This window comes from Variovorax ginsengisoli (assembly GCF_030486595.1).
Classification (GTDB): Bacteria; Pseudomonadota; Gammaproteobacteria; order Burkholderiales; family Burkholderiaceae_C; genus Variovorax; species Variovorax ginsengisoli_B.
This window is the reverse complement of record NZ_JAUJZH010000016.1, coordinates 146,529-173,079: the sequence shown is the minus strand read 5'-3', so window position 1 is coordinate 173,079 and position 26,551 is coordinate 146,529. Positions and strand designations below refer to the sequence as shown.

The following is a 26,551-nucleotide window of genomic DNA, read 5'->3' as shown; positions in this document are numbered from 1 at the left end:
AACAATACAATGTTGATTATGTTAAATCAATGAACAGCAACAAGGAGCCCGAGGCCCCTTGTTGCGCTCACCCGCCCGAAATCCGGCTGACCAGCGCCTTGGCGTACGCCGCAGTCCCCGCGCTGCCGCCGAGATCCCCGGTGCGCACCTTGTCGATGTTGAGCGTCTCGTCGATCGCGCGCCGCAGCCGGGCCGCCAGCTCCGGGAGCTTGCAGTGGTCGAGCATCAGTGCGGCCGCGAGCATCAGCGCGGTCGGGTTGGCGATGCCCTTGCCCGCGATGTCGGGCGCCGACCCATGGACCGCCTCGAAGATCGCCGCGTCGGCGCCAATGTTGGCGCCCGGCGCCATCCCCAGGCCGCCGACCAGCCCGGCCACCAGGTCCGACAGGATGTCGCCGAACAGATTGGTCGTCACCAGCACGTCGAACTGCCACGGGTTCAGCACCAGCTTCATGGCACAGGCGTCGATGATGACCGTGTCGAGTTCGAACTTGCCCTTGTACTTGCGTTCGTAGAGCTCGAGTCCGGTCTCCAGGAAGATGCCGGTCAAGGCCTTCATGATGTTGGCCTTGTGCACGATCGTGACCTTCTTGCGGCCGGTCGCGATCGCGGTCTCGAAGGCGAACTCGAGCAGCCGCCGGCTGCCCTGGCGCGTGTTGATGCCGGTGGCCATCGCGACCGCATGCGGGTCGCCGTCGATCGGCACGTAGTGCTCGTGCCCGATGTAGAGGCCCTCCAGGTTCTCACGCACCACCACGAGGTCGACGTCGTCGAATCGGCCGCCCGGAATCAGGGTGCGCGCCGGCCGCAGGTTGGCATAGAGCCCGAACTCTTCGCGCAGGCGCACGTTCGAGGATCGATAGCCGCCGCCGGATGGCGTCTCCAGCGGCCCTTTGAGCGCCAGGCGCGTTCGCCGGATGCTGGCCAGCGTGGCCGCGGGCAATGGGTCGCCGGCGGCCTGCACGCCGGCCAGGCCGCCGAGCTGGCGATCCCATTCGAAGGGCGCGCCCAGGGCGTCGAGGACGGCGAGCGTGGCATCCACGATCTCGGGGCCGATGCCGTCGCCGGGGATCAGGGTGGCAGGGATGAGAGTGGACATTCGCGTGGATCCCAAAAAATGAGTGAGGGCCTAGGATCGGACGATTATGGGCGCCCGGCGGCAGCAGGCCATCCCGGTTCAGTGCATGATGACTCCCCTCGTCCCATGCCTTGCTTCTCGTTCGTCCGCACCCTCGAAAGGCACACCCCCCGGAGCCCCCGATGACCGAAGCCGAGCTCGACACCCTGTGCATCAACACCATCCGCACGCTGTCGATCGACGCAGTGCAGGCCGCCAACTCCGGCCATCCGGGCACACCGATGGCCCTTGCGCCGCTGGTCTACACCCTCTGGAACCGGGTGATGCGCTTCGACCCGAAGGACCCGATCTGGCCCGGCCGCGACCGCTTCGTGCTGTCGAACGGCCATGCCTCGATGCTGCTCTGGTCGGCGCTCCACCTCAGCGGCACGGTGGCCGTCAACGCCGAGTACGAACGGCTCGGCGCGCCCGCCGTGACGCTGGACGACATCCGGCGTTTTCGCCAGTTCGGCAGCAAGGCACCCGGCCACCCTGAATACCACTGGGTGTCGGGCGTCGAGACCACCACCGGCCCGCTCGGCCAGGGGATCGCCACCAGCGTCGGCATGGCGATGGCTCAGCGCTGGCTGGCCAACCGCTACGACCAGGACGGCCCAGCCCTGTTCGACTACGACGTCTATGCGGTCTGCGGCGACGGTTGTCTGATGGAAGGCGTCGGCTCCGAAGCCGCGTCGCTGGCCGGCCACCTCGGGCTCGACCGGCTGTGCTGGATCTACGACAACAACCACATCACGATCGAAGGGCGCACCGAGATCACCTTCACCGAGGACGTGGCGATGCGCTTCGCCGCCTATGGCTGGAAGGTGCTGCGGGTCGGCGACGCCAACGACATCGCGCTGATCGAGGCGGCGTTGGCCACCTTCAGGCAGACCCGCGGCCAGCCGACGCTGATCATCCTCGACAGCCATATCGGCTGGGGCTCTCCGCACCGCCAGGACACGGCCGCCGCGCACGGCGAGCCGCTCGGCGAGGACGAGGTCCGGCTGGTCAAGCGCGCCTACGGTTGGCCGGAGGACGCGAAGTTCCTGGTGCCCGACGGCGTGCGTGCGCATTTCGATGCCGGCATCGGCGCCCGGGGCGCCGCAGCGCGCGCGGCCTGGAACGCGGCCGATGCCGCCTTGCGCGCGCGCTCCCCTGCCCTGGCGCTCGAGATCGACCAGATGCAGCGCCGCGAACTGCCAGCCGGCTGGGACAGCCAGCTGCCGGTCTTTACGGCCGACCCGAAGGGCGTGGCAGGGCGCGACGCCTCGGGCCAGGTGCTCAACCTTCTTGCTCAGAGCGTGCCCTGGCTGATCGGTGGCTCGGCCGACCTCGGCTCGTCGAACAAGACCACCCTCAAGTACCCGGGCGCCGGCGATTTCCAGCCCGGCAGCCCGGGCGGCAAGAACCTCCACTTCGGCATTCGCGAGCATGCGATGGCGGCCGCCGTCAACGGCATGGCGCTGTCCAAGCTGCGTCCGTTCGGCGCCACCTTCTTCATCTTCAGCGACTACGCGCGGCCGGCGATCCGGCTGGCGGCGCTGATGGAACTGCCGTCGCTGTTCGTCTTCACCCACGATGCAATGGGCGACGGCGAGGATGGACCGACCCACCAGCCGATCGAGCAGTTGGCCTCGTTGCGCGCGATGCCCGGTCTCACGGTGCTGCGCCCGGGCGATGCCAACGAGGTGGTGGAAGCGTACCGCGTGGCGCTGCGGTCGCCGCACCGCCCGACCGCGATGGTGTTGTCGCGCCAGGCCCTGCCGACCCTCGACCGCAGCCGGCTCGCGCCCGCCGCCGGCGTCGCCAGGGGCGCCTATGTGCTGGCCGACGCCGCGGACGACGCCGAGCCCGAGCTGATCCTCATCGCGAGCGGCAGCGAGGTCTCGCTGGCGCTGGAGGCGCACGATCAGCTCGTGGCCCAGGGCGTGCGTGCGCGACTGGTGTCGATGCCTTCGTGGGACCTGTTCGAGCAGCAGACGCCCGACTATCGGGACAGCGTTCTGCCGCCTGGCGCGAGGGCGCGGGTGGCCATCGAACAGGCGTCGGCCTTCGGCTGGGAGCGCTACGTCGGCGCGATCGGCAAGGTCGTGGGCATGCAGACCTTCGGCGCCTCGGCACCGCTGGCGGCGTTGCAGCGGGAGTTCGGCTTCACGGTCGACAACGTGGTGGCCGTGGCCCTGTCGGTGCGCGCGGCGGCCAGTCCATAGGCTGCGCGCGGCGGAGGTCTCAGCGCCGGCTGCCCCGCAGCGCGGCGAGCATCAATGTGGTCACCGCGGCGCCGCCCGCCGCTGCCATCATCATCGAGCGGACCGGCCGATCCGAGACATAGTGGCCGCCCTGCTCTCGCCACTGGCGGCCCCGAGCCCTGAGGTCGTCCATGACCTGCCGGGCCCGGCGCCTGGAAGGCCTGGCCGCATGCGCGATGCCCGCGGTGTAGGCGTCTGCCCCGTCGGCGGTCTCGCGCACGGCCTGGCGCGTCGCCTCGGCGATCTGTTCGGGGCTCTTGTAGTCGGTGAAATTCGTGCTCTGCATGGGAGTCCTTTCGAGAATTGCAATGCGACCACGTCGCACTGCATTCATTGAAGGTTCCCGCTCGGCGCCGGCGTGTCGGCACCGTTGTCCAGGCGGCGTAGGTCGTCACCCACCCGGCGGGTTCGCAGTGCCGCCGCCGCGCAGGTCGCCCAGGCGGATCGAGCAGCGGGTGCCGCGCCCCGCCACCGAGTCGAGCCGGACCTCCGACTTGAGCGCCTTCGCCAGCCGCGCGACCAGCGACAAGCCGAGCCCGACACCGTCGGCTGCCGGCGTGGCCGCGTCATTGACGCGATAGAACTCCTCGAACACCTTCTCGATCTGGTCGGCCGGGATGCCGATGCCCTGGTCGAAGACCTCGACCACGACATCGCCCTGCTGCAGCCGCGCGGCCAGCAGGATCTTCTTGCCGGGCGGGCTGTACTTGATCGCGTTCGACAGCACGTTGCCGACCATCCGCCGCAGTCGCAGCGGGTCCGACTGGATCGTCGCCTGCCCGGTGCGCACGCGCAGCCGGATGTTTTTCGCCTCCGCCAGGGGCTCGTACTGAAGCTGCAGGTCGCGCACCACATCGGCGATCTGCACCGGCTCGACCGACAGCTGGACCTTGCCGCTGTCGAGCACCGACAGGTCGAACAGCGAATCGAACAGGTGGCTCACAGCGGCCGTGGCCTTGGCGATCTTGGGCGCCAGTTCGGCATGTGTCTCCGGGTTCTCCTTCAGGAAGTCGGCATAGAGCGCCAGGGCCGACACCGGCTGGCGCAGGTCGTGGGTCGCGGCGGCAAGAAAACGGTTCTTGGTGCTGACCGCCTCGGTCGCCTGGCGCTCCCTGAGGGCGAGGTCGTATTGAAGACCGAAGTGCTCTTCCTGGTTGGCGTGGATCGCCCTGCCGAGGCCGAGGATCACGACCCAGTGCAACAAGGTGAGCCCCACGAACCAGTAGTTGAGCGATCCCTGCATCGGCCCGAGGAACACGCCATACAGCACGCAAGCCAGCATCACGACGAAGAATCCGTTCATCGACCAGTAGAGCAGGAAGGGCACCAGCGCCAGGCGGGTGATCGGGCCGTAGACCACCAGTGTCAGGACCAGCCAGCAGCCGAACTGGTTCGCCTCAGGAATGCGAGCGAAGAACAGCAGCACCGAGACGCCCCAGAACGGGGCCTCGAGGATGAAGACCGGCGCCGCCCGGGCGAGAAAGAGATTGAGCGATTCGGAACTGGCGCCCTGGTGCTTGCCGGCATGGAGGCTCACCACGCGACGGCGCATGGCGGAGATCAGCAAGCCGACCGCCAGCCAGGCCGACACGGCCAGATGGCTGCCGCTGCCCCAGCACAGTGCGGCCATGGTCAGGATCAGCAGCAGCCCCAGCGGCTGGCGCACGCGCGATTGGCGCAAGAAGCTGCGCGTCAGCTGGCCCTGGATCCAGCGGGCGCGCAGGCCGGGCGCATCGTCCTCGATGTCACCGGGGGCCGGGTCGTGACCGGATCGGGCGTGCGCGGAGACTTGGGCGCGTGCGAATGCCGGGCTTGGGTGGAGCGACGCCTCGGAGGCCATCCCGGAGTCCAGAGTTTGAGAGTCTTGAAGACTCCCTGTTTGTCAACGACATCGCAACTCGGGATCACCCCGGGTTGTGTGCGTTATTGCCGCAATCGCCGGCCGAGCGAAGGTGATTCGATGGCCGCCTGCGCCGTCGAATCGCCACCGCGAAAAATCTGCCGCACATGAGGGCTTGTTCCTCTCGCGCTGGCGCCTGTTCGCGGGAATAATTTGATCGCCATGGGACAAGCGCTTTCTGACCACGAGACCGTTGCCGGCGTGCTGATGATGCTGGTTCGCCAACGGGCGGCCGCGTCGGGGGGCGGCAAGACCTCGCGCACCGGCCTGCAGGCCAGCGTGCCTGTCAACGAGCGGCCCGGCGTGCGACGCGGACTCGATGCCCTGATCGAGCACGGACTGCTCGTCATGAGCGGCGAAGATATCGGCCTGACCGCCAGGGGCAAGCTCTTCCTGGCCCATGTGCAGCGGGCGCGCGGCGAGACCCCGACCGCCTACGAGCACGACGACAAGAACCCCGCCTTGTTGTCGGCGACCCTGCAAGCGATCAATGCCGAGGAACGCCTCGGCCCGCAGGGGCCGATCGAAGACCTGCGCACCCTCCCCGCCCGGCTCGAAGGCTATCGCTCCGAACGTGCCTCTCGCTTCTCCAAGGCCAAGGGCCTGCTGGTGCTCGGTGGCTTGGCGGCCGCGGTGGCTGCCTTCAGGCTGCTGCGCTGACGCCTGGCTGTCGCACCGGGGCCTTCCCCCCGCCGAGTGTCATCCAATTGCCCGAGTTGCATTCGCGTCTTTCCTACGCGGAGTCGGGCTGTCGGCAGACGCGAGCCGGCCGCATCGGCCCGCATGCTCCCCCGACACCATCATTCGAGGAGCAAAAAATGATCAAGATCGGAATCGTGGACGACCATGCCATCGTTCGTTCGGGCCTGCGCGACTTCTTTTCGCAGCACGTGGACCTGCGCGTGGTCGGCGAAGCCGCCAGCGGGCGCGAAGCCATCGATCTGGTGCGCAATCACGAGATTGATGTCCTGGTGATGGATCTCTCGATGCCGGGCCAGAGCGGCATCGACGCCATCGCGATGGTGCGGGCGAAAGCGCCCGACACTGGCATCCTGATTCTGAGCGGCTATCCCGAGGAACACTACGCCATGAGCCTGATCCGCCAGGGCGCGAGTGGCTACCTCAACAAGGAATGCGACCCGAAGGAAATCGTCGAAGCGATCCGCACGATTTCGCTCGGTCGTCGCTACATCACGCCGGGCGTGGCCGAACTGCTGGCCCGCCAGCTCGACCGCAACACCGACACCGCGCCGCATGAGCAGCTCTCGGAGCGCGAGTTCCAGGTCTTCCTGAAGCTCGCCACCGGCGAGACCGCGGGCAGCATCGCCGAGCACCTGTCGCTGTCGGTCAAGACCGTGAGCACCTACCGCAGCCGGCTGATGGAGAAGATGAACCTGGCCTCTAACAGCGACCTCACCTACTACGCGCTCAAGAACCAGCTGATCAGCTGAGGCATCGGCGGCCGCCGGCTGCCTGGCAATCAAGCAAGACTTGTCTTAGTATCTGAATACCAAGACAAGTCTTTTCATTTTTGCGATGCAGCCTTCCTCTCCCGACGCGGCGCAATGCGCGCACCGCCTGCGCGGAGCCGTCACTCTGCTGTCCCGGCGGCTGCGGCCGGCCCTGCAGGATGCCGGCTTGAGCGTGGCCAAACTGAGCGTCATCGGCCGTCTCTACCGTACCGGCCCGATGACACCGACCGAGCTCGCCCAGCGCGAAGGCGTCATGCCCCAGTCGCTGACCCGCCTGCTGGCCGAACTCGAAGCCGATGGCTGGCTGGCCCGCAAGGCGGATGCCGCCGACGGGCGGCGATCGCTGCTGCGCCTGACCCGGTCGGGTGCCCGGCGACTGGTCACCGCGGTCCAGGCCGGTGAAGCTTCCCTGGCCGAGATCATCGACGCCCGCCTGAATCCGCAACAGCGTGCGCTGCTGCTCGAGGCCTGCGCCTTGCTCGACGACATCGCCGGCGTCCTCGACCCCGCGGCGGCCGCCGCACGGCGCGAATGAGCTTCACCGCGCTGGCCGCGCGCCTGCCCTTCGATGCCGAGCGGCGGCATCATGGGCTGCAACTGGCCGCGACGGTGCTGCTGGCCTCCGCGCTGTCGGCGCTGCTCGCCCTGCCCGAGCACCTGTGGGCCGTGATGAGCGCGCTGATCGTGCTGCGCCCGAGCAGCGGCGCGACCTGGGAGGCCAGTTGGGACCGCACGCGGGCCACGTTGATCGGTGCCGTGGCCGGCCTGCTCGGCGTCTTCCTGCAACACCATGGAAGCCATCCGCAGGCCACCTTGCTCGCCATCGTGGTCGGACTCGCCTTCGCGAGCGCCGCCAGCCCGGCCTTTCGAAGCGCGCCGGTGGCCGCCTTGATCATCCTGGCCGCCGGCGACCTCCCGGGCCATTCCGCCTTGCAGGTGGCGGCGCTGCGGGTGGCGCAGATCCTGATCGGCGTCGCGGTGGCCATGGCGGTCGCATTGGTTTCGTCGCGCTACCGCGCCGCCGATCGCTTCTGTGCCGGCTGCGCCGCGCTGCTGCGGCAGGTGGGGCGGCAATTCCAGCAGCCGCCGGCCGCCCGGACCGAGGCGCAGGCCGAGCAATCGGCCGCTGCCGTGCGCCATGCGCTCGCCCGGCTGAGCGTGCTGGCCGGCGGCGCCGACCATGAAGGACGCCCGTTCGGCCGCGCGCGCAACGCCCCCGGCGCCGATCGCCACCACCGCACGGCCGCGCTGACAGCCCGCATCGTGCAGGACGCGCTGCTGCTGAAGCGCCTGCTCCGCGCCGAGGCCGGTGCATCGCGCGACGCCGACAACCGCGAAGTGGCCCGCATCGCGGGTGCCGCGCTGGCGGCCATCGCCGCGCGCGTGGAGCGCCGTGGGCAGCCGGTCGACGACAGCGTCGCGGCGCCGACCCACGACGCGCCATCCGTCGCTGCCGGCTTGGCCGCCCCGCTGCGCCTGCTGCTCGACGACCTGCGGCAGCTCGATGACTTGTTCCGGCTTTCTGTGGATAACACTGTGTGAAGCGCCGGGACGGCCAGGCTCGAACCGTGGCCCCACGCGGGGTCCCGTCCCGTTGCCTGCAAAACAGGCAGCCCGCTGCGGCGCCCGGCGCCGGGCCGGATTGTTAAGCTCGGGGCCATGACGACCATCCAGTCCCGGCGCAAGCTCATCGTGATCATCCTCCTGTGCGTCGCCCTCGGAGGCGCGGCGATGCGGCAGCTCGCCGCGCCCGGCTCGACCCTGCGGGACATCGGCACCCTGCTGATGCTGTTGTGGGTGCCGATCATCGGCAACGTGATCTCGTGGCTGATCTCGCGCCTGCGCCGGCCGGCACCGATGGCGCCCTCCCCCTTCGACGAGCGGCCCGCCTTCGAGCCCCAGCTGCTGGTCGAACTCACGCTGCGTCCGCCGAAACTGCCGGCCGAAGACATCCCGGTGCCTGCCGGCGAGCATCGCTGCGCGCTGGTGGTCGGCAACGAGGCGTTCTCGGCCCGCTGGTGGGTTCCGGCGGACCGGTCGTTCCGGCGTGGCAGCCCGCAGGCGCTCGAAGTGGAGTTTCTGGCGCCCCAACTGGCGCTGCCCAAGTTTCAGGCCGAAGCCGGCTTCAGGATGCTGGTGGGCGAGTCGTTCATCGGCGATGGCCGCGTGCTGCGGCCGGTCGAGCCGGCCCGTCCCTAGCGCAGGTCGCGGCGCGCCAGCAGCACGTTGCCGCCGGTGGTGTTGAACGAAATGGTCGGCGCGCTGAAATCGCTGAGCGGCGCACCCAGGCCGATCTCGCCGCTGCCGTGCAGCACGCACTCGTCGCGCCGCAGCGCGATCTCGCCGCTGGCGCCGGCAGTGCCATGAAAGCGCACCCAGGTGCCGTAGGTGCTGACGTCGACCAGTACGCAACTGCCCTGGCGGGCCTCGATGCGCGCATGCAGCCGCGACACCCGCGGGTCGTTGACCACGAACTGGGCTTCGTCGACCCGGCCCAGATGGATCGGAAGTTCGTCGGCGCGGAACATCGAGCGGACGTCGAGCCAGGCCAGCTCGATCTGTCCGAAGGACGAATCGGGCCCGCGCGGCTGATGCACCAGCGAGGCCGGCATTGTGAGGAACTCGGACACCTCGTCCTGCCAGTCGACCCGGTGCACCACCGGCATCTCGTTCTTGCCGCGGATATTGATCGGCCCCAGGCTGCGGTGGCGGACCTCGCCGCCATGCAGCTGCTCGATCACCGACTCGGTCGCCCAGATCTGTCCCGGCCCGGCCAGGTCGCTCAGGCGCGAGGCCAGGTTGACCGCGTCGCCGTAACAATCGCCATCGACCTCCACCACTTCCCCGCTGGCGACGCCGATCTGCAGTTCCATACGCAGCGGCGCGGGCCACGTTTGCAGGCGCTTCTGGTGGTTGCGCTGCATTTCGAGCACGGCCCGGGTGGCGCTGATGCCTTCGGCGAATATCGCAAACACGCCATCGCCCAGCGATTTGACGACACGGCCCCCATGCGCTTCGCAGACGCCGCCGATCCACTGCGTCAGCCGCGTCACGGTTTCGGTGGCGCGCGCGTTCCCCATAGCCTCGAAGACTCTGGTACTTCCCGTCAGATCGGCAAATACGACAGTGGAATTGGCGCCCATGTTGTGCAGTTTTTGGTAGCTCTCGCCGTTCGATTATGGCAAAGCGGCGCCGAAACTCGGTCCCGGAAGCTCAAATCGGGCCGCTGGCGCACCAAGCTGTTGCTTTTTCATTTCGACACACGCTGTACGTTTCCTTTTCGCCTCGAAAGTAGAACTTAGGCATTAGTTCTTCAAGCGCTTCATGAGCAGTTTCGTGAAGTATGTTGTTTTTGAACATGAAATGTCGTGTCGATGCTTGTGCGGCTCCGGGGGCAGCCTTAACGTAGCACCTGTCCAGGTTTTGGCAATACGCCTTCCGTCCATGGTGTCACCCAGCAGTCTCCTTCGCTTTCTGAGCTTCCCCGGGTTCGGCTTTCGCCGTTCCGCGGATCGTCAGATGGGGCAGATCCGCACGGCGATGCTGTCATTGCTGCAGGTCCATGGCGGCCACACGATGCAGCGCGTGGCGCAGCGCGTGCGTTTCGCAGGCGACCTCGAAGCGCTCTGGTACCTGCGCCAGGACGTCCTGACCGCCCTCAGCGCGGTCGACGGCGAAGTCGCCGCCCGGCGCCAGATGCGCCAGATCAACCGCCTGTTCAAGGGCGGGCTTCCCGGCAGCATGGAGCCCCGGACCCACCACAGGGTCCACGGCTGACCCCCGCCATTGAGCGTGAGCGGCCCGCGCCAGCGGGCCCGCCCTGTTTTCAGTGAGGGTGAGGGTGCCGGTGGCCCCAGACCATGAAGACGTTCCGGCCGTCGGCGGCCACTTCCACCTTCGCGCCCACGGGCAGCAGCACCTTGGTCGGCACGTGCCCGAACGGCAGTCCGGTCAGCACCGGCGGTTTGATGAGGCCGCGCAGACGGGTGACGACCGCCTGCATGCCGAAGCCCCGATCGTGCGGAACCTTGCGGATTCCCGTGAACTGCCCCAGCACGATCGCCTTCTGGCGCCCCAGCACCCCCGCGTGACGCAACTGGTCGAGCATGCGCTCGACCCGGTAAGGATGTTCGTTGACGTCCTCCAGGAACAGCACGCCCTTGTCGATGGCGGGAAACCATGGCGTTGCGAGCAGGCTGGTCAGCACGCACAGGTTGCCGCCCCACAGCACCGCGTCGTGGATGGACCGGAACGCCGGCAGGTCGGCGCTGTCGCGCGCCGGCATGCGCCATCCGGTGCCCTCGCCCTGCCCGCCCAGCAGGTCGTCGAAGCAGGCTTCCATGATGTCGTCGGCACCGGCTTCGGCGCCGAAGTCCTCGCCGATCGCGGGCCCGGCCCAGGTGACGGCCCCGGTCTTGGCCAGCAGCGCGCTCTGGAAGGCAGTGAAGTCGCTGAGCCCGACGAACTCGGTGCCGCGATCGATCGCCTTGGCCACCGCCTTGTAGGGAATCTGGTCGAGGATGCGTGTGAGTCCGTAGCCGCCGCGCGAGATCAGCGCCACGTCGGCGCCGCTGGCCGCGGCGCGCGCAATGGCCGCCAGCCGCGTGGCGTCGTCGCCTGCGAAGCGCTGGTGGGTGGCAAGAACGGCCTCGTCGAGTTCGACCTCGTGGCCCAGGGCCTGGAGCCGCTTGACGCCGCGCTTGAAGGCGGCCTTGTCGCGCACGGCGCTGGAGGGCGAATAGATGTAGATGTGTTTTTTCACGGGCCGAAGTATCCCATTGCCTCGCGCACCCGCTGGGCCAGGGCGCTCGCCTGCGCCGGCGTCGGGCCGGAGGCGCGCTTCGGGATCGGGCCCAGGGCCCGCAGCGCGGCCTCGTGGCCGCGGTCGGGAAATGGAGCGTGCCAGGCGTCCGGCACCGGGGCGGCGCCGTCCGGCACGGCCATCACGGGCGCGAAGCGGGCTGGCAGGGTTTCGGCCAGCGATGCGGCCCAGGCGGCGGCGCCGGGGCTGTGCAGCAGCGCCAGCGGACCGGGCGGGAGCTGTTGCGTTCGTTCGAGCCACGCCAGCCATTCGGCCAGCAGGCGCCAGTGCCATTCGAGTTGGTGCACCGCTTCGCGCTTGGGCTTGTCGCTTTGTCCGAAGCCGATCAGGTCGGGCGCCAGCAGTCGCAATCCCGGTGCGCCCGTGAGGTGGCGGAAGAAGTAGCGCCACTCGCCCGGCCCGTGCAGGCAGAGACAGGTGCAGGGCGCATCCCGTGGGCCCTCGTCGAGGTAGCGCATCCGCCAGCCGCGCTGGCTCGGCAGCTCGCTCACCTGGCGCGGCGCGGGGCCCAGATCGGCCAGTCCGGCGAAGCGCTCGTCGGGCGTGCGCAAGGCGTCGTCGCGCAAGGGCTCGGCCGCCTCGCGCGCGGCGCAGCGACGGGCCTGGAAGAAGTTCTGGAGCAGCGCCTGCGATTCGGCGGCGAGCAATCCGCCCTGCACGGCCGTGCGGTGGTTGAGCCGGCTCTCGCGGAACAGGTCGATCACCGAGCCGGCGGCGCCGGTCTTGGGGTCGGCGGCGCCGAACACGACCCGCGCCAGCCGTGCATGCAGCATGGCGCCGGCGCACATCGCGCAGGGCTCCAGGGTCACGAACAACTCGCAGCCGTCGAGCCGGTAGTTGCCGAGCGCGGCCCCGCCGGCGCGCAGCGCATTGACCTCGGCATGCGCGCTCGGGTCGTGCAGCGCGATCGGCGCATTGCGTCCGCTGGCGACGAGCCGGCCGTCCTTGACCAGCACGGCGCCGATCGGCACTTCGCCGGCCTCCGCCGCCTGGCGCGCCTCGGCCAGCGCGAGCGCCATCCAGTCGGCGTCAGTTGTCATCGGGGACCGGCCGCGCCTGCATCGCGGCATCGAGCGACTGCTTGAACTGCTGCTGGATCTGCTGCGGGTTCGGCGCCCGTGCCTCACCCGCCCCAGCGCTGGCGGCCGGCAGCACCGGCGCGGCGACGCCGCCCAGTTGCTTCCTGGCCAGCAGCCCGACGACGACCAGCGCGACCAGCAATCCTGCCAACCCCAACATGCGCATCTCAGGCCTCCCCGGTGATGCCGAGCGTCCTCATCCAGTCCGCCAGCGCGCGCTCGTCGGGCGTGCCGTTGCGGTAGACCTCGTAGGTCGCGGCATGCGATTCCTTGCGATGCTGGTTGAGCTTGACCTTGCATTGCAGCGCGGTCACGGTCAGCTCGAAACCGACGATGCCGTTGAGCATCTTGTGCTGGAAGTCCTGGCCAAGGTCGCGCCATTGCTGCGCGTACGCGGGCTCGTGCTGGCCGATCAGGCGCTTGAGCAGCGCGTCCTTCTCGTCGGCGCCCTCGACCAGGCGCGCCTCGACCGTGCAGTGCACGGCCAGGTAGTTCCAGGTCGGCACCCGCGCCAGGTCGGGGTAGACCGAAGGCGACAGGTAGGCATGCGGGCCGAGAAAGCTCACCAGCGCCCGTGGCCGCGCCTGCAGGTAGCGCCACTGCGCATTGGGCTTGGCGCAGTGGCCCCAGAGCACGAAGTCGTCCGGGCCCCGTTCCTCCAGCACCAGCGGCAGGTGCGTGACGTAGGGCAGGCCCTGGTCGTCGTTCGAGATCAGGCTGGCGAATGGATGGTCGCGCATGAGCCGCGCGGCGATGGCGCGGTCGGTGACGTTGAATTGCGGAGGCATGTACATGGGGCTTGATCCTGCGATCCCTCAAAAGGACCGCCCGATTGTCCCCGAGCCGCCCCTATCTCGCGCCTGCGGCCCGCAGCTTTTCGACCATCGCGGTGTAGCCGCGCGCGGTCGCGAGCTGCAGCGGCGTATGGCCCTGGCGATCGGCCAGCTGCAGGTTGGTGCCGGCGTCGACCAGCGCAATGAGGGTGCGCTGGTGGCGCGGTCCGCCGTCGCCGAGCACGATGGCTTCGATCAGCGCGGTCCAGTGCAGGTTGTTGACATGGTCGAGCGGTGCGCCGGCCGCGATCAGCCGGCGCACCACCTCGTCGTGCCCGAGATGGGCCGCGGCGATCAGCGCCGTGCCGTCGTAGCGGCTGGTGGTCTGGCCGGGGTTGGCGCCGAGCGACAGCAGCAGCGCCAACGTGGGCACGTCGTCGGCGACCGCGGCGATGGTGACGGCGTCGTAGCGGTCGTTCTCGAACGCGTCGAGCCTGGCGCCGGCCCTGGCCAGCACGCCGATGGCCTCGCGTTGACGCGCGTAGGTGGCCACGTGGAGCGGCGTGCGGCCCATGGCGTCGCGCGCCTCGAGGTCGGCGCCGCCGGCGATCAGCGCCTTCAGCTGCGGCAGGTCGCCACGCCAGGCGGCGCGGTGCAGGCCCTGGTAGGCCTGCGCCTCGACGGCGGCCGGCGCCACCTGGGCCGCCGCCGGAGCGGCCAGCCCAGCGGCCAGCAGTGCCAGAGCGACAGCCACGGCCTTCATCGGAATCAACCCAGCTGGCCCTTGACCTTGTCGAGCGCCGCGTTGGCGCATTGCTCGTCGAGGTGGCCACCCGGCGCGCCGCCGACGCCGACGGCGCCGATGACCTCGTTGCCCGACTTGACCGGCACGCCGCCGCCCAGCAGCAGGAAGCCCGGGATGTTCACGAGGTTGGCGGCGGCGGGGTTCTTCTGGGCGTTTTCCATCATCGCCAGGGTCGGCGTCTTGGCCGAGGCCGAGGTCCAGGCCTTGCGCTCGCTGGCGCCGAGCGTGTGCGAGCCGGCGTTGTTGGCGCGCTGGACGGCACGCACGGTGCCGGCGCGATCGACCACGGTGGCCGCGACCGCGTAGCCGTTGGCCGCGCAAGCGGCCACCGCCGCACCGGCGATCTCGTTCGCCAGTTCGAGCGACATGTTCTTCTCGGCGCGCACGGCCGGGCTCGGCGCCGGTGCCGGCGTCGCGGTCTGGGCCTGGACGCCCAGGGCGGAAGCGGCGAGCAGGACGGCGAGGCTGCCGAGGCGAAGGGACGGGTTCATGGGGTTCTCCGGAAGGTTGGGATCGAATCGCGCCGGCACATCGCCGACGGTGGTGCAACTTTAGGAACTGCAGCCCCCGCCGCCCATTCGTACGGCTACCCTCGCCGCTCCGTAGAAATACGGAGCGGAACGATGACCGTTCAGCCAGTGGCTTCGACCAACCCCGCGTAGCGCCGGATCAGCTGCGCCAGCGAATCGCATTCGAGCTTGGCGAAGAGATTGGCCCGGTGGGTCTCGACGGTGCGCGGCGAAAGCGCCAGCGCGCGCGCGATCTCCTTGTTGGTGAGCCCGGCGACGATGAAACCCAGCACCTCGCGCTCGCGCTCGGACAGCTGCTGGTAGCGCTCGCGGGCGGCCTGGTCGGCTTGCGTGCGTTCGCGCGAATCGACGTGCCGGCGTACCGCCTGCTGCAGCGCTTCGAGCAATTGTTCGTCGTCGACCGGCTTCTCGAGGAACTCCGCCGCCCCGGCCTTGAAGGCGCGGCGGCACATCTCCACCGTGCCATGGCCGGTGAGCATGATCACCGGCTGGTCGACGCCCTGCCCGACCAGCGCATCGAGCAGGGCGAGCCCGCCGATGCCGGGCATGCGGACGTCGAGCACGATGGCGCCGATGCTCGCCCGGTCGAACTGGTCGAGGAAGGCTTGCGGATCGCCCCAGGTCTGGGTGCGCAGGCCGACCGTGCCGATCAGCAGCGCCAGGCTCTCGCGCACCGCGAGGTCGTCGTCGATCAGGTGGATCAGCGGGGACAAGGGTCCGCTCATCGATGCATCTCCTGGGCACTGCCGGCGGCGAGCGGCAGCCGCAGCGTGAAACGGGCGCCGCGCGGCTCGGCATGTGCCGCTTCGAGCGCGCCGCCCATTCCGCTCGCCAGTGTCTCGGACAGGCTCAGGCCGAGCCCGAGCCCGCCCTCGCGCGTGCTGAAGAAAGGCTCGAAGACGCGCGGCAGGGCCTCCGGCGACAACCCGGCGCCGTTGTCGCTGACGGCGAGCAGGCCGCGGCCGGCCTGGATGCCGATGGACAGCTGCAGGCGGCGCTCGCCGGCGGGCACCTCCTCGAGCGCCTGCAGCGCGTTCATCAGCAGGTTGTGGACGATCTGCTCGAGCGCGACCGGCTCGGCCAGCACCCAGACCGGCGCCGCCGTCGCGTCGTCGATGGACGGCGTCACGGTACGCCTGGCCATCTCGGGCGCCAGCAGGTGCAGCGCGCTGCGCAGCACCTCCTGCAGCGCCACGGGCCGCAGCTCGGCCTGCCGGTCGGGGCGCTCGATCACCCGCCGCAGACGGCCCACCACGTCGGCGGCCCGGCGCGCCTGTTCGGCCGCCTGCTTCATCGCCGAGCGCGCGGTCGCCAGTTCGGGCGGCTCCTCGGCCAGCAGCCGCTGGGCGGCCTGGGTGTTGGCCAGCACCGCGGTCAGCGGCTGGTTCAGCTCGTGGGCCATCCCGGCCGCCAGCTCGCCGAGCGCGTTGAGCCGCGCGACCTGCCCGAGCCGCAGCAGTTCCTCGGCGCGGCGCCGCGCGATGCGCTGGCGCCGCAGCGCGTAGGCGCCGCCCAGCGCGGCGGCCATGGCGAGCGACCATGCAGCCATCGCGGTCCAGGGCAGTCCGGTCCAGGGGACCCGCTGTTCGGCCAACAGCTCGAAGGCCTGGCTGTCCGAGGCGAGCACCTTGCGGAAGTCGAAATGCCAACCGCCCTCGGCGGCCGCGGCGCCCGGCTGGACCACGAAGCGCTGCCCCGCGTACTCGAGCGTCACCCGCACCGGGCTGGTCTTCGGGTCCATCGGCCAGTCGCGCCAGGGCACGGCCGTGGCGAGGTCGATGGCCAGCGCATAGCTGATCGGCAAGGCGCCGATCACGAGCCGGTAGCGCCCGCTCGCGAAGTCGTCGGCGACGAATTCGGGACGCTGCAACTGGCGCGAGCGGGCCTCGGCGGGGGCCAGCGACGGGTCCGGCCACGACCCGCCGGCCTCGCGCCGCTCGACATCGAGGATCGACGGGTAGACCGACGGCAGGCGACGCTCGGAGCGGGCCGCGCCCGGCGCCGGCTCCAGCAGCGCCAGCGTGGCCAGCACGGCGTCGTACTGCACCACCTGCTGGCTCATGAGCCGGTGGGCGATGCGGCCATTGACCTCGAAATCCTCGCGCAGCTGCCGGAGCTCGCCGCGCGCGAGCCAGACCGCGCCGGCGCCGGAGACCAGCAGCCATGCGAGCCACCAGCCCCCTTGCGTACGCAACCATTGCCTCATGGCGGGGGATTGTGCCCGGGCCCGCGGGGCCGGGTCCGGTGCTTGCGTCGGCTGCGGACCTGAGTCCACAATCCCAGGCGCCGTCCACCCTCCAGGCTCCGCATGTCAACACCTCCTCTACCCGCAGAACTGCCGGCGGCCCCGGAGACGCCGCAGCATTCGGCCACCCGGGTGGCCCGGCATGCCGCCCTGTCGCAGGGCCAGGACACCACGCGCCTGGTGCTGGGGCTGCTCAAGCCCTACCGCGGCTGGCTGGCGATCGTGCTGGTGGCGATGCTGGTCGAAATCGCGATGAGCCTGGCCGCACCCTGGCCGCTGAAGCTGGTGCTCGACGACGCGCTCGGCACGCACCACTTGCCGGCCTGGCTCGAATGGGCGCACGACTTGGGCATCGGCCGCCACACGCTCGGCGTCGCGCTGTTCGCGGGCATCGCGACGCTGGCGATCGCGGTCATCGGCGGCATCGCGACCTACATCGACAACTACTTCACGACCAGCATCGGGCAGTGGGTCGCCAACGACCTCCGGCTGCGCATCTACGAGCACCTGCACCGACTCTCGCTGGCTTTCTACGACACCGCCAAGACCGGCACCCTGATGTCGACCATCACCAGCGACGTGGCGACGGTACAGAGCTTCGCCTCGTCCTCGACGCTGTCGATCGTCGTCGACATCGTCACCATCGTCTTCATGCTGGGGCTGATGATCTGGCTCGACTGGGACTTCACGCTGATCGCGATCGCGGTGATGCCCTTCCTGCTGCTGTTCGTGTTCCGCTTCAAGAAGGCCGTGAAGGACGTGACGCGCGAGGTGCGCGTCAAGCAGAGCGAGATCGTCGCCGTGGTGCAGGAGGGCCTGGGCTCGGTGCGTGCGATCAAGGCCTTCGGCCGCCAGGATCTCGAGCTGACGCACATGACGGCGGCCAGCCACGCCAGCACCGAGGCCGCACTGAAGGCCCGGCGCATCAAGTCGCTGCTGTCGCCGGTGGTGGCGGTGGTGGTGGCGCTGTGCACCGGCATCGTGCTCTGGAAGGGCACCTCGCTGATCATCGCCGGCACCATGACGGCCGGCGCGCTGACCGTCTACCTCGCCTACCTGAGCAAGTTCTTCAAGCCGGTGAAGGACCTGGCCGGGATGGCCAGCACCATCGCGCAGACCACGGTGGCACTCGAGCGGATCCAGAAGATCCTCGGCGCCGACGACATCATCCGCGAGCATCCCGGCGCCACCGATCCGGGTCGCACGCGGGGCGAGATCAGTTTCGAGCACGTGGCCTTCGGCTACGGCAGCGAACCGCCGGTGCTGCGCGACGTCTCGTTCAACATCAAGCCGGGCCAGGTGGTCGGCATCGTCGGGCCCACGGGCAGCGGCAAGTCCACGGTCGTGAGCCTGATGCCGCGTTTCTACGATCCGAGCGGCGGCCGCGTGCTGATCGACGGCGTCGACATCGCGACCCACAAGCTCGCGGCGCTGCGCTCGCAGATCGGCTTCGTGCTGCAGGAGACGGTGCTGTTCCGAGGCACCATCGGGGAGAACATCGCCTACGGCAAACCCGGCGCGACCCGCGAGGAGATCGTCGCCGCAGCCAAGCTCGCCAACGCCGACGAGTTCATCGCCCGCATGCCGAACGGCTACGACTCGCTGGTCGGTGAGCGCGGCGACACGCTGTCGGGCGGTCAGCGCCAGCGCATCGGCATCGCGCGGGCGGTGATCCGCAACAGCCCGATCATGATCCTGGACGAACCTACGGCCGCCCTCGACACCGAATCCGAGCGCCTGGTGATCGAAGGCCTGGAGCGGCTGATGCAGGGCCGCACCGTGATCATGATCGCCCACCGCCTGAGCACCCTGCGCAACGCCGACAAGATCATCGTGCTGAAGGACGGCGTGGTGGTCGAGGAAGGCACCAACGACGAGCTGGTCGCCCTCGGCGGCGTCTATGCCGAGCTGCACCGCATCCAGTACGAAGACCCGGCGGCCCACGCGGCCGCCACCGCCTGAGGCCGCCATGTCCCACCGACTGATCGTTCTGCCCGACGACACCGCCAAGCCGATCCTGGACGCAATCAACGCGGCCAAGTCGGCGTTGAACATCCGGATGTTCCTGTTCACCGACGACACGCTGATCGGCGCGGTCATCGCCGCCAAGCAGCGCGGCGTCAAGGTGCGTGTAATGCTGAACCCGGCCCGCCGCAGCGGCGAGACCGAGAACGAGGCCGCGCGCCAGGCGCTTGTGGATGCGGGCATCGAGGTCCGCGACAGCAATCCGAAGTTCGACCTCACGCACCAGAAGTCGATGGTGGTCGACGACCAGGTGGGCTTCGTCGAATCGCTCAACTGGGAGCCCAAGGACCTGACCGAGACGCGCGACTACGCGGTCGTCACGACCCACGACCTCGAGACCCGCCAGATGGTCGACTGCTTCGACGCCGACTGGGCGCACGAAGACTTCACGCCGCATCCCGAGTCGCGCCTGATCTGGTGCCCCGACAACGGCCGCCAGCGCGTCGCCGCGTTCATCGATGGCGCCCGGGACTCGCTCTGGGTGCAGAACGAGCGCTACCAGGACATGGTCATCATCGAGCGGCTGGTGCGTGCGGCGAGCCGGGGCGTGAAGGTCCACATCCTGACCAAGCCGCCGCATTCGCTCAAGGCCGAGAAGCTGATCGAGGGCGTCGGCGGGCTGCGCATCCTGCAGGACGTCGGTGCCAAGGTGCACACCATGAAGCACCTCAAGCTCCACGCGAAGATGATGCTGGCCGACGGCCGGCGCGCCATCGTGGGCTCGATCAACCTGGCACCCGGCAGCTTCGACGGCCGGCGCGAACTGGCGATCGAGACCGACCACGAAGGCACCGTGCAGCGGCTGGCGGAGACCGCCCAGCGCGACTGGGCCGCCTCGCACAAGATCGACCTCAGCGATGCGGGCCTGCTGCACGACCTGCAGAAGCGGCGGCTGGATCCGAGCAAGCTGGTGCTCGACGGCGTCGACGAGCCGGCGCCGGACAAGCCGAAAAAGCACAAGTCGAAGGAGTGAGCGCACCATGAACAAGACCCTTGCTTCCGGCTGCGCAGCGGTGCTGGCCGCGCTGGCCATGCAGGCTGCGCAGGCGGCCGACACCTTCTCGGCGCCACCGACCTTGCAGCTGGCCGCCGCCCGATCGCAGATCGCAGCCAAGAACTGGCCGGCGGCGCTCGCCGAACTCGAGCGCGTCAAGGACACCCGCAGTGCCGACTGGAACAACCTCATGGGCTACACCGTGCGCAAGGGCCCCAACCCAGACTATGCGGCCGCCGGACGCTATTACGACGCCGCTCTGCGGATCGACCCGATGCACCGGGGCGCGCTCGAATACTCGGGTGAGCTGTTCCTGATCCTGGGCGACCTGCCGCGGGCCGAGGAGCGGCAGGCCAGACTGACCAAGATCTGCACCGTGCCCTGCGAGGAACTCGAAGACCTGCAGGCGGCGATCGCCCGCTACAAGGCGGCCGGCAACAAGTACGTGCCTCAGCCCTGACGCTGGGTGGCACTGGTCAAGCAGCAGCTTTCGGCCGCATAGTGCGCTGATGCTGTCTGTCTTCGACATCTTCAAGGTCGGCATCGGTCCGTCGAGTTCGCACACCGTCGGGCCGATGCGGGCAGCGCTGATGTTCGCCCGCGCGCTCGATGCCGAAGGACTGCTGGCGGCGACGGCCGGTGTGCGGGTCCGGCTCTACGGCTCGCTCGGTGCGACCGGGCACGGCCATGCGACGGACGTGGGCGCGATGCTCGGCTTGATGGGCGAGGCGCCGGACACCGTCGATCCGGCCACCGTCCGGCCGCGGCTCGATGCCATGCGCCGCAGCGGCCAGCTGACCCTGCTGGGCCGCCATCCGATCGGCTTCGAAGCGGGCCGCGACATCGCTTTCGTCGGCCGCGAATCGCTGGCCGAGCATCCCAACGGCATGCGGATGGTGGCGCTCGATGCCGCGGGCTCGGTGCTGGCCGACCGCTGCTATTTCTCGGTCGGCGGCGGCTTCGTGGTCGAAGGCGGGGTTGCCGTGGCGCCGGCCGATGCCTCGGCCGGCCTCGCATGGCCCCATCCATTCCGCACCGGCGACGAGCTCATCTCGCGCGCCAGCCAGCAGGGCCTGAGCGTGGCGCGGCTCATGCTGGAAAACGAAGGCACCTGGCGCGCCCCGGGCGAGGTCCGCGCCGGTATCCTGCGCATCTGGGAGGTCATGCAGCAGTGCGTGCGGCGCGGCCTCGGCATCGACAACGCCAGCGCTTCCGAGCGCCTGCCCGGCAACCTCAACATCCGCCGCCGGGCCCCGCAGCTTTACCGGGAACTGCTGGCGCGCGATGCGGGTGCCGCTGGCGCCGACCCGCTGGCCGCGATGGACTGGGTCAATGCCTTCGCGATGGCGGTCAACGAAGAAAACGCCGCCGGCGGCCGCGTGGTCACGGCGCCGACCAACGGCGCGGCGGGCGTGATTCCCGCGGTGCTGCACTACTACCGGAAGTTCTGCCCCGGCGCCTCGGACGATGGCGTGGTCGACTTCCTGCTCACCGCGGCCGCAATCGGCATGCTTTACAAGGCCAACGCGTCGATCTCGGGTGCCGAAGTCGGCTGCCAGGGCGAGGTCGGTGTCGCCTGTTCGATGGCCGCCGGGGCACTGGCGGCCGTGCTCGCCGGCACGCCGGCGCAAGTCGAGAACGCGGCCGAAATCGGCATGGAGCACAACCTGGGCCTGACCTGCGACCCGGTCGGCGGGCTGGTGCAGATCCCGTGCATCGAACGCAACGCCATGGGCGCGGTCAAGGCCATCAATGCGGCGCGGCTGGCGCTGCGCGGCGACGGCAGCCACTACGTGTCGCTCGACGCCGTCATCAAGACCATGATGCAGACCGGCGAGGACATGAAGTCGAAGTACAAGGAGACGTCGCTGGGGGGGCTGGCGGTGAACGTGGTGGAGTGCTGAGGTACGAAACCATCGTCGGAGATCACGATCCGAGCCCGCTCAGCCGAGCGGCCAGCAGGTCTGCTTGCTCGGCAAATTTCTTCGGATTAGTCTTCTGCAACTGCGCCAGGTTCTGCAGTTTCCACCGTACGCCCGGCAGGTGTTCGAGATTCGCGACGTCCAGCAACGCCCATTCGGGTGTGCCGGCCACCAGCGACAACAGGAAGCGCCGCTCACCTTCATCCAGTCCGCGCTGAACTTCCAGCAGCAGCCGCTCGCGTGCCGCGAGCAAGGATTCCAGCGGCACCGGCTCGGCCGTCATGCCCTGGAAGTTGTGCTCGAAGTCGTGCCGGATGTCGCGCAGCGGCGGAAACAAGACCTCGTTCACCGGCCGGTTGCTGCTGGCCAGGTAGACCACGAAGGCGCGCCGGATGCCAGGCGTGATCCCTTCGTGCGCGAACAGCTGCATCACGTCGAACAGGTCGCGCGGGTGCTGCCGATCCAGCGCCGCCACCGGCTTGCCGCCGTACACGTCCTCCAGCGACACCACGGGAATCTCCAGGTCGGCCATCAGCACGTCTCGCGCGGTCGGTGTGAGCGAGGCCTTGCGCACCGGCCGCACGGTGCCCCGCATCACGAAGTTCACTTCGACCTTCACCTGAACCGAGCCGCGGCGCACCAACAGCTTGGTCTCTCCCGCTGCCGCCATCGGCGCATGCGTCTGAAAGCCTCGCTTCTTCAGGCGCTCGGCCGACTGTCGGACGGCCTCGTTGATCCGCGCCAGCGCCGCGTCGCGCGGCAGCGTGTGGTCGGCAAAGACCAGATCGAGGTCCACCGACAAACGCGGCATGTCGCGCACGAAGAGATTGATCGCGGTTCCACCCTTCAGCGCGAACATGTCGTCCACGAACACCTGCGGCGCGACCGGGGTCAGCAGACGTGCGGTATCGAGGTAGATCTGGTTCATGCCTTGAGCACCAGCAAGCCATCGGCCGATCGGGACACCCAGGGCCGATCGCTGCCCGTCGGTAGCGTGGCCGAGTCGAGCTTGGCCACCCAGGGTAGCGATGCCTCGCGGCCGAGTTGCAGGCACAACCGCACGGTCTTGACGCTCGTGCAGCGCTGCAGCAGTTCACGCAGCACGTCGGCGCGCAGGTTGTAGGCGCTCTCCACGAGTTCGCGCGCTTCCTGCAGCGGCTGGCGCACGCCCACATCGCTCAGCAGTTCCAGCAGCGCGCGCTCCGGCGCCGATACCTGCGGTGCCCCGCTGCGCTTCTCGAAGGGCCCCGCATGCAGCAAGGCGTTGGGCTGCTCATCGAACAGCCGCTTGCGGTGGTATTCGGCCGGAAACCGCTCGGTGAACCACTCCGGCAGCTTGCCTGTCGTCCAGCCGTAGAGTCGGAGCACCCGCTGCTGCGCCAGGTACTGACGCACGCCGTACCAGTCCAGTGCCGATTTGCCGCCCACGTGCAGGCCTTCGAAGCGGCGCTGCAACAGAACCAGACTCGGATGCAAGGCCAGGATGTCATTGGGGCGGCAGAACACCCCGCGCGTCAAGCGCGTGAGCCAGCCTGCGCGCACGTAGTGCACGGCCAGATCCGCGGAGATGCCGAGACCTGCCAGGTCCTCCGAAGTGAGCGGAGCCCCTGGAGCCAGGCGGGTGTAGAGCATATTTAATTTGTTTGCTCCAGTCGTAATCATACTGCGATTCAACCATATTTTTCAAAATTTTGCGAGCTTGAAATAGACATTTGAATCGTAGCCAGGCTACGATAGAAATAACTTTTTCAAACTGCACAGTATGGCGCTTGGCTTGCTTCAACCGTTCAACGGCCAGCGCCCGAGCACCACATACTGCCCCTGGCCGACGAGGCTCTGGAGCAGGACGAATTCGCGGGCCTTCCAGGCCACGGGCCCCACCGACTGCTCAGGTACGGCACGCGCATCGCGAAGTAGCGTGAGGTGCGGGGTGAAGCTTCCAGTGTCGACATCCACCCCGTGCAGGGACAGCGCAACCCCCAGGGTGGACCGGAAATCCTGCAGCGGCTGCAGTGCTTCCCGGTTGAGCAGGACGAGCGGGCGCTTCTTCGCGCCGGACTTTAAGCTCGTGGCCATGTCGAAGCGAACTTCGAATGCCGGGCAGTCCAGGGTCGCGGCGGCACGCAGCGCGCGGGCCACGGTTTCTTCCCGCAGCGCGCCCAAGTGATGAAGCGTGACATGCAGTCGCTCCACGGCGGTCGCCGGGGTTTTCAGGCCATGGTCGACGCGCAGGCGTGCAGAAATATCCATGGCCCGGACAGCAGCAGGCGCGTCGGGCCGAAGCGCGAAGAAGAGGCTCGACGACATGAAGCATGCCCTGGGTATTGGCCCGCGTTCAATCTATCAAAGAGGGAACAACTTCTCGGCCATGAAGTCCACGAACCCGCGCAGCCGTGGTGACAAGTGGCGACTCGACGGCCACAGAATGCGGAAGGTCGTGCAGTCCTCGTTGAAGCCGTCGAGTACTGTCTCGAGAGAGCCGGCCTCGAGCTGGCGCCTGATGGCGATATCCGGGATGCACGCCACACCCAACCCCTGCTCCACGAAGGAGACGAGCGGATCGAGCGTGTTGGCCACCATGCCGAGGGCCAGTTCGGGCGCCCGTTCGCGTTGGCCTTGGCCAAGCGGCCAGTCATCCAGCTTCCCCGTGCTGGGATAACGATAGAGAAAGCAGGCATGCCGCTCGAGATCCTCCGGCTTGGAGGGGCGGCCGGTTCGTTCGAAGTAGTCCGGCGACCCGACGATCACGCGCCGATACGAACCGATGGCCCGAGCCATCAGCCTGGAGTCGGCCGGCGCGCCCGTGCGTATCACGGCATCGAATCCCTCTTCGATCACATCGACCAGCCGGTCGCTGCAATCGATGTCGAGCTCGACTTCGGGATACAGACGCTTGAATGCCGCCAGCGTGGGCAGGAAGAGCATGCCAACCGACGGAATGCTGACCCGAAGCCTCCCCCGAGGCGAACTCTGCGCCTGCGAGAGCTCGCCCTCCGCAGCCTCGATCTCGGCGAGTATCCGCCTGCAGCGCGCCAGGAAAAGGCCGCCCTCCGGCGTCAAGCTCACGGTGCGCGTCGACCGATGAAAGAGCCGCACGCCCAGCCGCTCCTCCAATCGAACGATGGCCTTGCTCACCGCCGATGATGAAATTCCAAGCTGCTGGCCGGCGATCGTGAAGCTACGGGCCTCGGATGCCCGCACAAAGACGTTCAACGCGCCCAATCTGTCCATTGCCACACCTCCATTGCTGACATGGCTGTCATCTGTGTTGTTCGCACCAGCCCATGGCCATGACCGGCGAATGCGGGAACCATGAATGCCCGCAACGCTGCGGAAGAAGAGTTCGCGCCAGTTGCAGCGCGAGCAGTCGAAACCGAACAAGGACACACACGCATGATTCACATCGCCAGCGACCGGGGCGCCAGCGCCCTTCCGATCGTCGCGCTCCTCGCACTCGCCATGACCGGATTCCTTGCGCTGCTCACTGAAACGATTCCCGCTGGCATGCTGTCACAGATCAGCCAGGGCATGAACGTCTCGGAGGCGCTTGCCGGCCAGTTCGTCACTCTCTATGCCATCGGCTCACTGGTGGCAGCGATCCCATTGATCGTCCTCACGCGCGGCTGGAAGCGCAGGCCACTACTGCTTGCGGCGTTGAGCGGCCTGCTCGTCTTCAATACCGTCACCGCAGTGACCTCCGACTATGCGATCGCATTGATCGCCCGCTGCCTGGCCGGCATGGCGGGCGGCCTCATCTGGGGAATGCTCGTGGGCTATGTGCGGCGGATGGTTCCGCCAGAACTCAAGGGACGCGCATTGGCGTTGGCCAGCATAGGCGCACCACTTGCGCTGTCATTGGGCGTTCCGGCCGGATCTTTCCTGGGAAGTCTCCTGGGTTGGCGCAGCACTTTCGGATTAATCTCTGTGCTGACCCTCGGCGTCATGATCCTGGTCCTGCGCCGAGTCCCCGACCAGTCCGGGCAAGAACCGGACAAGCGCCTTCCCATCCGGGCGGTTCTTGCGACTCCCGGGGTTCGCCCGGTCCTCGGCGTGCTGATCCTCTGGATACTTGCCCACAGCATCCTCTATACCTATATTGTCCCTTTCCTTGCACCTGCTGGCCTCTCCGACCGGGCCGATCTGGTACTGCTCGTCTTTGGCCTTTCGTCCCTGGCGGGCATTTGGATCACCGGCTTGCTGATCGACCGGAACCTGCGGCTCCTGGTGCTGACAAGCTTGGGATTCTTCGCCCTCGCATCACTCGCGCTCGGCATCGGCGGCAAGGAGATCGCGACCATCTACCTCGCTGTGATCGTGTGGGGCGTGACCTTCGGCGGATCGGCCGCGCAATTGCAGACCGCCACCGCCGATGCGGCCGGGTCCGGAGCCGATGTCGCGCAGTCCATCCTCGTGACGGTATGGAACATCGCCATTGCGGCCGGCGCCATCATCGGCGGGGTTCTGCTGGAGACCGTCGGGGTGGCCTCCTTCGCATGGGTCCTGTTCGCGTTGCTCGACGCCGCGGTCCTGATCACATGGGCTTCAAGGGAGCATGGGTTCCCCGGCATCACCCGGAAAGTCCCGACCTGACGCTGCAAGTGGCGCAAGGCCCGTTCGG

The 26,551-nt window shown here is 68.6% G+C and carries 28 protein-coding genes; 12 read left to right on the top strand and 16 right to left on the bottom strand.

The window, feature by feature from the left end; genetic code table 11:
- Positions 1-67 precede the first annotated feature (67 nt).
- Positions 68-1,099 (bottom strand): isocitrate/isopropylmalate dehydrogenase family protein, encoded by a 1,032-nt coding sequence (locus QZH52_RS21875; RefSeq protein WP_301812688.1) that lies wholly within the window; start codon positions 1,097-1,099, stop codon positions 68-70.
- A 161-nt stretch (positions 1,100-1,260) separates the two neighbouring features.
- On the opposite strand from QZH52_RS21875, the gene tkt reads away from it, so the two are divergent.
- Positions 1,261-3,327 carry a transketolase gene (gene tkt, locus QZH52_RS21870; RefSeq protein WP_301812687.1) on the top strand — a complete coding sequence of 689 codons (2,067 nt, stop codon included), beginning with the start codon at positions 1,261-1,263 and terminating at the stop codon, positions 3,325-3,327.
- Positions 3,328-3,346: 19 nt separating this feature from the next.
- On the opposite strand, the gene QZH52_RS21865 is transcribed toward tkt, so the two are convergent.
- Together QZH52_RS21865 and QZH52_RS21860 are read right to left on the bottom strand one after the other, a co-directional pair.
- Positions 3,347-3,652 (bottom strand): hypothetical protein, encoded by a 306-nt coding sequence (locus tag QZH52_RS21865; protein ID WP_301812686.1) that lies wholly within the window; start codon positions 3,650-3,652, stop codon positions 3,347-3,349.
- A gap of 105 nt (positions 3,653-3,757) precedes the next feature.
- Positions 3,758-5,206 carry a sensor histidine kinase gene (locus QZH52_RS21860; RefSeq protein WP_301812685.1) on the bottom strand — a complete coding sequence of 483 codons (1,449 nt, stop codon included), beginning with the start codon at positions 5,204-5,206 and terminating at the stop codon, positions 3,758-3,760.
- A gap of 222 nt (positions 5,207-5,428) precedes the next feature.
- Here QZH52_RS21860 and QZH52_RS21855 point away from each other — a divergent pair, with 222 nt between their 5' ends.
- From QZH52_RS21855 to QZH52_RS21835, 5 genes are all read left to right on the top strand, one after another.
- The gene (locus QZH52_RS21855; protein WP_301812684.1) at positions 5,429-5,926 is read left to right on the top strand and encodes a hypothetical protein; all 498 of its coding nucleotides are present in this window, start codon (positions 5,429-5,431) and stop codon (positions 5,924-5,926) included.
- A 158-nt stretch (positions 5,927-6,084) separates the two neighbouring features.
- Positions 6,085-6,717 (top strand): response regulator, encoded by a 633-nt coding sequence (locus tag QZH52_RS21850; RefSeq protein WP_286504479.1) that lies wholly within the window; start codon positions 6,085-6,087, stop codon positions 6,715-6,717.
- A gap of 193 nt (positions 6,718-6,910) precedes the next feature.
- Positions 6,911-7,273, top strand: a complete 363-nt coding sequence (locus tag QZH52_RS21845; RefSeq protein WP_301812706.1) for a MarR family transcriptional regulator — start codon at positions 6,911-6,913, stop codon at positions 7,271-7,273.
- Entirely contained in the window at positions 7,270-8,280 is a 1,011-nt protein-coding gene (locus tag QZH52_RS21840; protein WP_301812683.1) for an FUSC family protein, read from the top strand. The genes QZH52_RS21845 and QZH52_RS21840 overlap by 4 nt, the downstream gene beginning before the upstream one ends.
- A 117-nt stretch (positions 8,281-8,397) precedes the next feature.
- Positions 8,398-8,937 (top strand): hypothetical protein, encoded by a 540-nt coding sequence (locus tag QZH52_RS21835; RefSeq protein ID WP_301812682.1) that lies wholly within the window; start codon positions 8,398-8,400, stop codon positions 8,935-8,937.
- Here the strand turns inward: QZH52_RS21835 and QZH52_RS21830 are convergent.
- A complete protein-coding gene (locus tag QZH52_RS21830) occupies positions 8,934-9,881 on the bottom strand; it encodes an adenylate/guanylate cyclase domain-containing protein (RefSeq protein ID WP_301812681.1) in 948 nt (315 codons plus the stop codon). The genes QZH52_RS21835 and QZH52_RS21830 overlap by 4 nt on opposite strands.
- A 376-nt stretch (positions 9,882-10,257) precedes the next feature.
- Here QZH52_RS21830 and QZH52_RS21825 point away from each other — a divergent pair, with 376 nt between their 5' ends.
- On the top strand, positions 10,258-10,515 hold the full coding sequence (locus QZH52_RS21825) for a hypothetical protein (protein ID WP_286504476.1): 258 nt from the start codon (positions 10,258-10,260) through the stop codon (positions 10,513-10,515).
- A gap of 49 nt (positions 10,516-10,564) precedes the next feature.
- Here QZH52_RS21825 and QZH52_RS21820 read toward each other — a convergent pair whose 3' ends face one another.
- From QZH52_RS21820 to QZH52_RS21785, 8 genes are all read right to left on the bottom strand, one after another.
- A complete protein-coding gene (locus QZH52_RS21820; RefSeq protein ID WP_301812680.1) occupies positions 10,565-11,500 on the bottom strand; it encodes an LD-carboxypeptidase in 936 nt (311 codons plus the stop codon).
- Complete coding sequence (tadA, locus tag QZH52_RS21815; RefSeq protein WP_301812679.1) at positions 11,497-12,600, bottom strand: tRNA adenosine(34) deaminase TadA; 1,104 nt, start codon at positions 12,598-12,600, stop codon at positions 11,497-11,499. Before tadA ends, QZH52_RS21820 begins: the two co-directional genes overlap by 4 nt.
- Complete coding sequence (locus QZH52_RS21810; RefSeq protein ID WP_436411617.1) at positions 12,590-12,799, bottom strand: hypothetical protein; 210 nt, start codon at positions 12,797-12,799, stop codon at positions 12,590-12,592. Before QZH52_RS21810 ends, tadA begins: the two co-directional genes overlap by 11 nt.
- Before the next feature lie 7 nt (positions 12,800-12,806).
- Entirely contained in the window at positions 12,807-13,433 is a 627-nt protein-coding gene (locus QZH52_RS21805) for an FMN-binding negative transcriptional regulator (protein ID WP_301812678.1), read from the bottom strand.
- A gap of 55 nt (positions 13,434-13,488) precedes the next feature.
- Positions 13,489-14,175 (bottom strand): ankyrin repeat domain-containing protein, encoded by a 687-nt coding sequence (locus tag QZH52_RS21800; protein ID WP_301812677.1) that lies wholly within the window; start codon positions 14,173-14,175, stop codon positions 13,489-13,491.
- A 5-nt stretch (positions 14,176-14,180) separates the two neighbouring features.
- Positions 14,181-14,708: a GlcG/HbpS family heme-binding protein gene (locus QZH52_RS21795; protein WP_286528996.1), complete on the bottom strand. Its 528-nt coding sequence runs from the start codon at positions 14,706-14,708 to the stop codon at positions 14,181-14,183.
- 140 nt (positions 14,709-14,848) lie between these two features.
- On the bottom strand, positions 14,849-15,472 hold the full coding sequence (locus tag QZH52_RS21790; RefSeq protein WP_286531849.1) for a response regulator transcription factor: 624 nt from the start codon (positions 15,470-15,472) through the stop codon (positions 14,849-14,851).
- The gene (locus tag QZH52_RS21785) at positions 15,469-16,953 is read right to left on the bottom strand and encodes a sensor histidine kinase (RefSeq protein ID WP_301812676.1); all 1,485 of its coding nucleotides are present in this window, start codon (positions 16,951-16,953) and stop codon (positions 15,469-15,471) included. Before QZH52_RS21785 ends, QZH52_RS21790 begins: the two co-directional genes overlap by 4 nt.
- Before the next feature lie 102 nt (positions 16,954-17,055).
- Between QZH52_RS21785 and QZH52_RS21780 the strand changes: the two genes are divergently transcribed.
- The 4 genes from QZH52_RS21780 to QZH52_RS21765 are packed head-to-tail and all read left to right on the top strand — an operon-like array spanning position 17,056 to position 21,915.
- A complete protein-coding gene (locus QZH52_RS21780; RefSeq protein WP_301812675.1) occupies positions 17,056-18,954 on the top strand; it encodes an ABC transporter ATP-binding protein in 1,899 nt (632 codons plus the stop codon).
- 7 nt (positions 18,955-18,961) lie between these two features.
- Complete coding sequence (locus tag QZH52_RS21775) at positions 18,962-19,990, top strand: phospholipase D-like domain-containing protein (RefSeq protein ID WP_301812674.1); 1,029 nt, start codon at positions 18,962-18,964, stop codon at positions 19,988-19,990.
- A gap of 7 nt (positions 19,991-19,997) precedes the next feature.
- Positions 19,998-20,471: a tetratricopeptide repeat protein gene (locus tag QZH52_RS21770; RefSeq protein WP_301812673.1), complete on the top strand. Its 474-nt coding sequence runs from the start codon at positions 19,998-20,000 to the stop codon at positions 20,469-20,471.
- Between the two features lie 46 nt (positions 20,472-20,517).
- Positions 20,518-21,915 carry an L-serine ammonia-lyase gene (locus tag QZH52_RS21765; RefSeq protein ID WP_301812705.1) on the top strand — a complete coding sequence of 466 codons (1,398 nt, stop codon included), beginning with the start codon at positions 20,518-20,520 and terminating at the stop codon, positions 21,913-21,915.
- Between the two features lie 22 nt (positions 21,916-21,937).
- Here QZH52_RS21765 and QZH52_RS21760 read toward each other — a convergent pair whose 3' ends face one another.
- From QZH52_RS21760 to QZH52_RS21745, 4 genes are all read right to left on the bottom strand, one after another.
- Positions 21,938-22,861 carry a nucleotidyl transferase AbiEii/AbiGii toxin family protein gene (locus QZH52_RS21760; protein WP_301812672.1) on the bottom strand — a complete coding sequence of 308 codons (924 nt, stop codon included), beginning with the start codon at positions 22,859-22,861 and terminating at the stop codon, positions 21,938-21,940.
- Positions 22,858-23,595, bottom strand: coding sequence for a type IV toxin-antitoxin system AbiEi family antitoxin (locus tag QZH52_RS21755; RefSeq protein WP_301812671.1), 738 nt, complete (start codon positions 23,593-23,595; stop codon positions 22,858-22,860). The genes QZH52_RS21760 and QZH52_RS21755 overlap by 4 nt, the downstream gene beginning before the upstream one ends.
- 117 nt (positions 23,596-23,712) lie before the next feature.
- Positions 23,713-24,240 carry a 2'-5' RNA ligase family protein gene (locus tag QZH52_RS21750; RefSeq protein ID WP_301812670.1) on the bottom strand — a complete coding sequence of 176 codons (528 nt, stop codon included), beginning with the start codon at positions 24,238-24,240 and terminating at the stop codon, positions 23,713-23,715.
- A gap of 36 nt (positions 24,241-24,276) precedes the next feature.
- A complete protein-coding gene (locus tag QZH52_RS21745) occupies positions 24,277-25,164 on the bottom strand; it encodes a LysR family transcriptional regulator (protein WP_301812669.1) in 888 nt (295 codons plus the stop codon).
- 162 nt (positions 25,165-25,326) lie between these two features.
- Here QZH52_RS21745 and QZH52_RS21740 point away from each other — a divergent pair, with 162 nt between their 5' ends.
- Positions 25,327-26,523, top strand: coding sequence for an MFS transporter (locus tag QZH52_RS21740; RefSeq protein WP_301812704.1), 1,197 nt, complete (start codon positions 25,327-25,329; stop codon positions 26,521-26,523).
- Positions 26,524-26,551: the final 28 nt, after the last annotated feature.

Coding starts and splice junctions, on each gene's coding strand:
- QZH52_RS21760 (WP_301812672.1), bottom strand. CDS start 22,861: ATGAACCAGATCTACCTCGATACCGCACGTCTGCTGACCCCGGTCGCG.
- tadA (WP_301812679.1), bottom strand. CDS start 12,600: ATGACAACTGACGCCGACTGGATGGCGCTCGCGCTGGCCGAGGCGCGC.
- QZH52_RS21790 (WP_286531849.1), bottom strand. CDS start 15,472: ATGAGCGGACCCTTGTCCCCGCTGATCCACCTGATCGACGACGACCTC.
- QZH52_RS21750 (WP_301812670.1), bottom strand. CDS start 24,240: ATGTCGTCGAGCCTCTTCTTCGCGCTTCGGCCCGACGCGCCTGCTGCT.
- QZH52_RS21835 (WP_301812682.1), top strand. CDS start 8,398: ATGACGACCATCCAGTCCCGGCGCAAGCTCATCGTGATCATCCTCCTG.
- QZH52_RS21860 (WP_301812685.1), bottom strand. CDS start 5,206: ATGGCCTCCGAGGCGTCGCTCCACCCAAGCCCGGCATTCGCACGCGCC.
- QZH52_RS21850 (WP_286504479.1), top strand. CDS start 6,085: ATGATCAAGATCGGAATCGTGGACGACCATGCCATCGTTCGTTCGGGC.
- QZH52_RS21775 (WP_301812674.1), top strand. CDS start 18,962: ATGTCCCACCGACTGATCGTTCTGCCCGACGACACCGCCAAGCCGATC.
- QZH52_RS21830 (WP_301812681.1), bottom strand. CDS start 9,881: ATGGGCGCCAATTCCACTGTCGTATTTGCCGATCTGACGGGAAGTACC.
- QZH52_RS21795 (WP_286528996.1), bottom strand. CDS start 14,708: ATGAACCCGTCCCTTCGCCTCGGCAGCCTCGCCGTCCTGCTCGCCGCT.
- QZH52_RS21865 (WP_301812686.1), bottom strand. CDS start 3,652: ATGCAGAGCACGAATTTCACCGACTACAAGAGCCCCGAACAGATCGCC.
- QZH52_RS21780 (WP_301812675.1), top strand. CDS start 17,056: ATGTCAACACCTCCTCTACCCGCAGAACTGCCGGCGGCCCCGGAGACG.
- QZH52_RS21825 (WP_286504476.1), top strand. CDS start 10,258: ATGGGGCAGATCCGCACGGCGATGCTGTCATTGCTGCAGGTCCATGGC.
- tkt (WP_301812687.1), top strand. CDS start 1,261: ATGACCGAAGCCGAGCTCGACACCCTGTGCATCAACACCATCCGCACG.
- QZH52_RS21755 (WP_301812671.1), bottom strand. CDS start 23,595: ATGATTACGACTGGAGCAAACAAATTAAATATGCTCTACACCCGCCTG.
- QZH52_RS21745 (WP_301812669.1), bottom strand. CDS start 25,164: ATGGACAGATTGGGCGCGTTGAACGTCTTTGTGCGGGCATCCGAGGCC.
- QZH52_RS21800 (WP_301812677.1), bottom strand. CDS start 14,175: ATGAAGGCCGTGGCTGTCGCTCTGGCACTGCTGGCCGCTGGGCTGGCC.
- QZH52_RS21805 (WP_301812678.1), bottom strand. CDS start 13,433: ATGTACATGCCTCCGCAATTCAACGTCACCGACCGCGCCATCGCCGCG.
- QZH52_RS21740 (WP_301812704.1), top strand. CDS start 25,327: ATGATTCACATCGCCAGCGACCGGGGCGCCAGCGCCCTTCCGATCGTC.
- QZH52_RS21810 (WP_436411617.1), bottom strand. CDS start 12,799: ATGTTGGGGTTGGCAGGATTGCTGGTCGCGCTGGTCGTCGTCGGGCTG.
- QZH52_RS21855 (WP_301812684.1), top strand. CDS start 5,429: ATGGGACAAGCGCTTTCTGACCACGAGACCGTTGCCGGCGTGCTGATG.
- QZH52_RS21770 (WP_301812673.1), top strand. CDS start 19,998: ATGAACAAGACCCTTGCTTCCGGCTGCGCAGCGGTGCTGGCCGCGCTG.
- QZH52_RS21785 (WP_301812676.1), bottom strand. CDS start 16,953: ATGAGGCAATGGTTGCGTACGCAAGGGGGCTGGTGGCTCGCATGGCTG.
- QZH52_RS21840 (WP_301812683.1), top strand. CDS start 7,270: ATGAGCTTCACCGCGCTGGCCGCGCGCCTGCCCTTCGATGCCGAGCGG.
- QZH52_RS21875 (WP_301812688.1), bottom strand. CDS start 1,099: ATGTCCACTCTCATCCCTGCCACCCTGATCCCCGGCGACGGCATCGGC.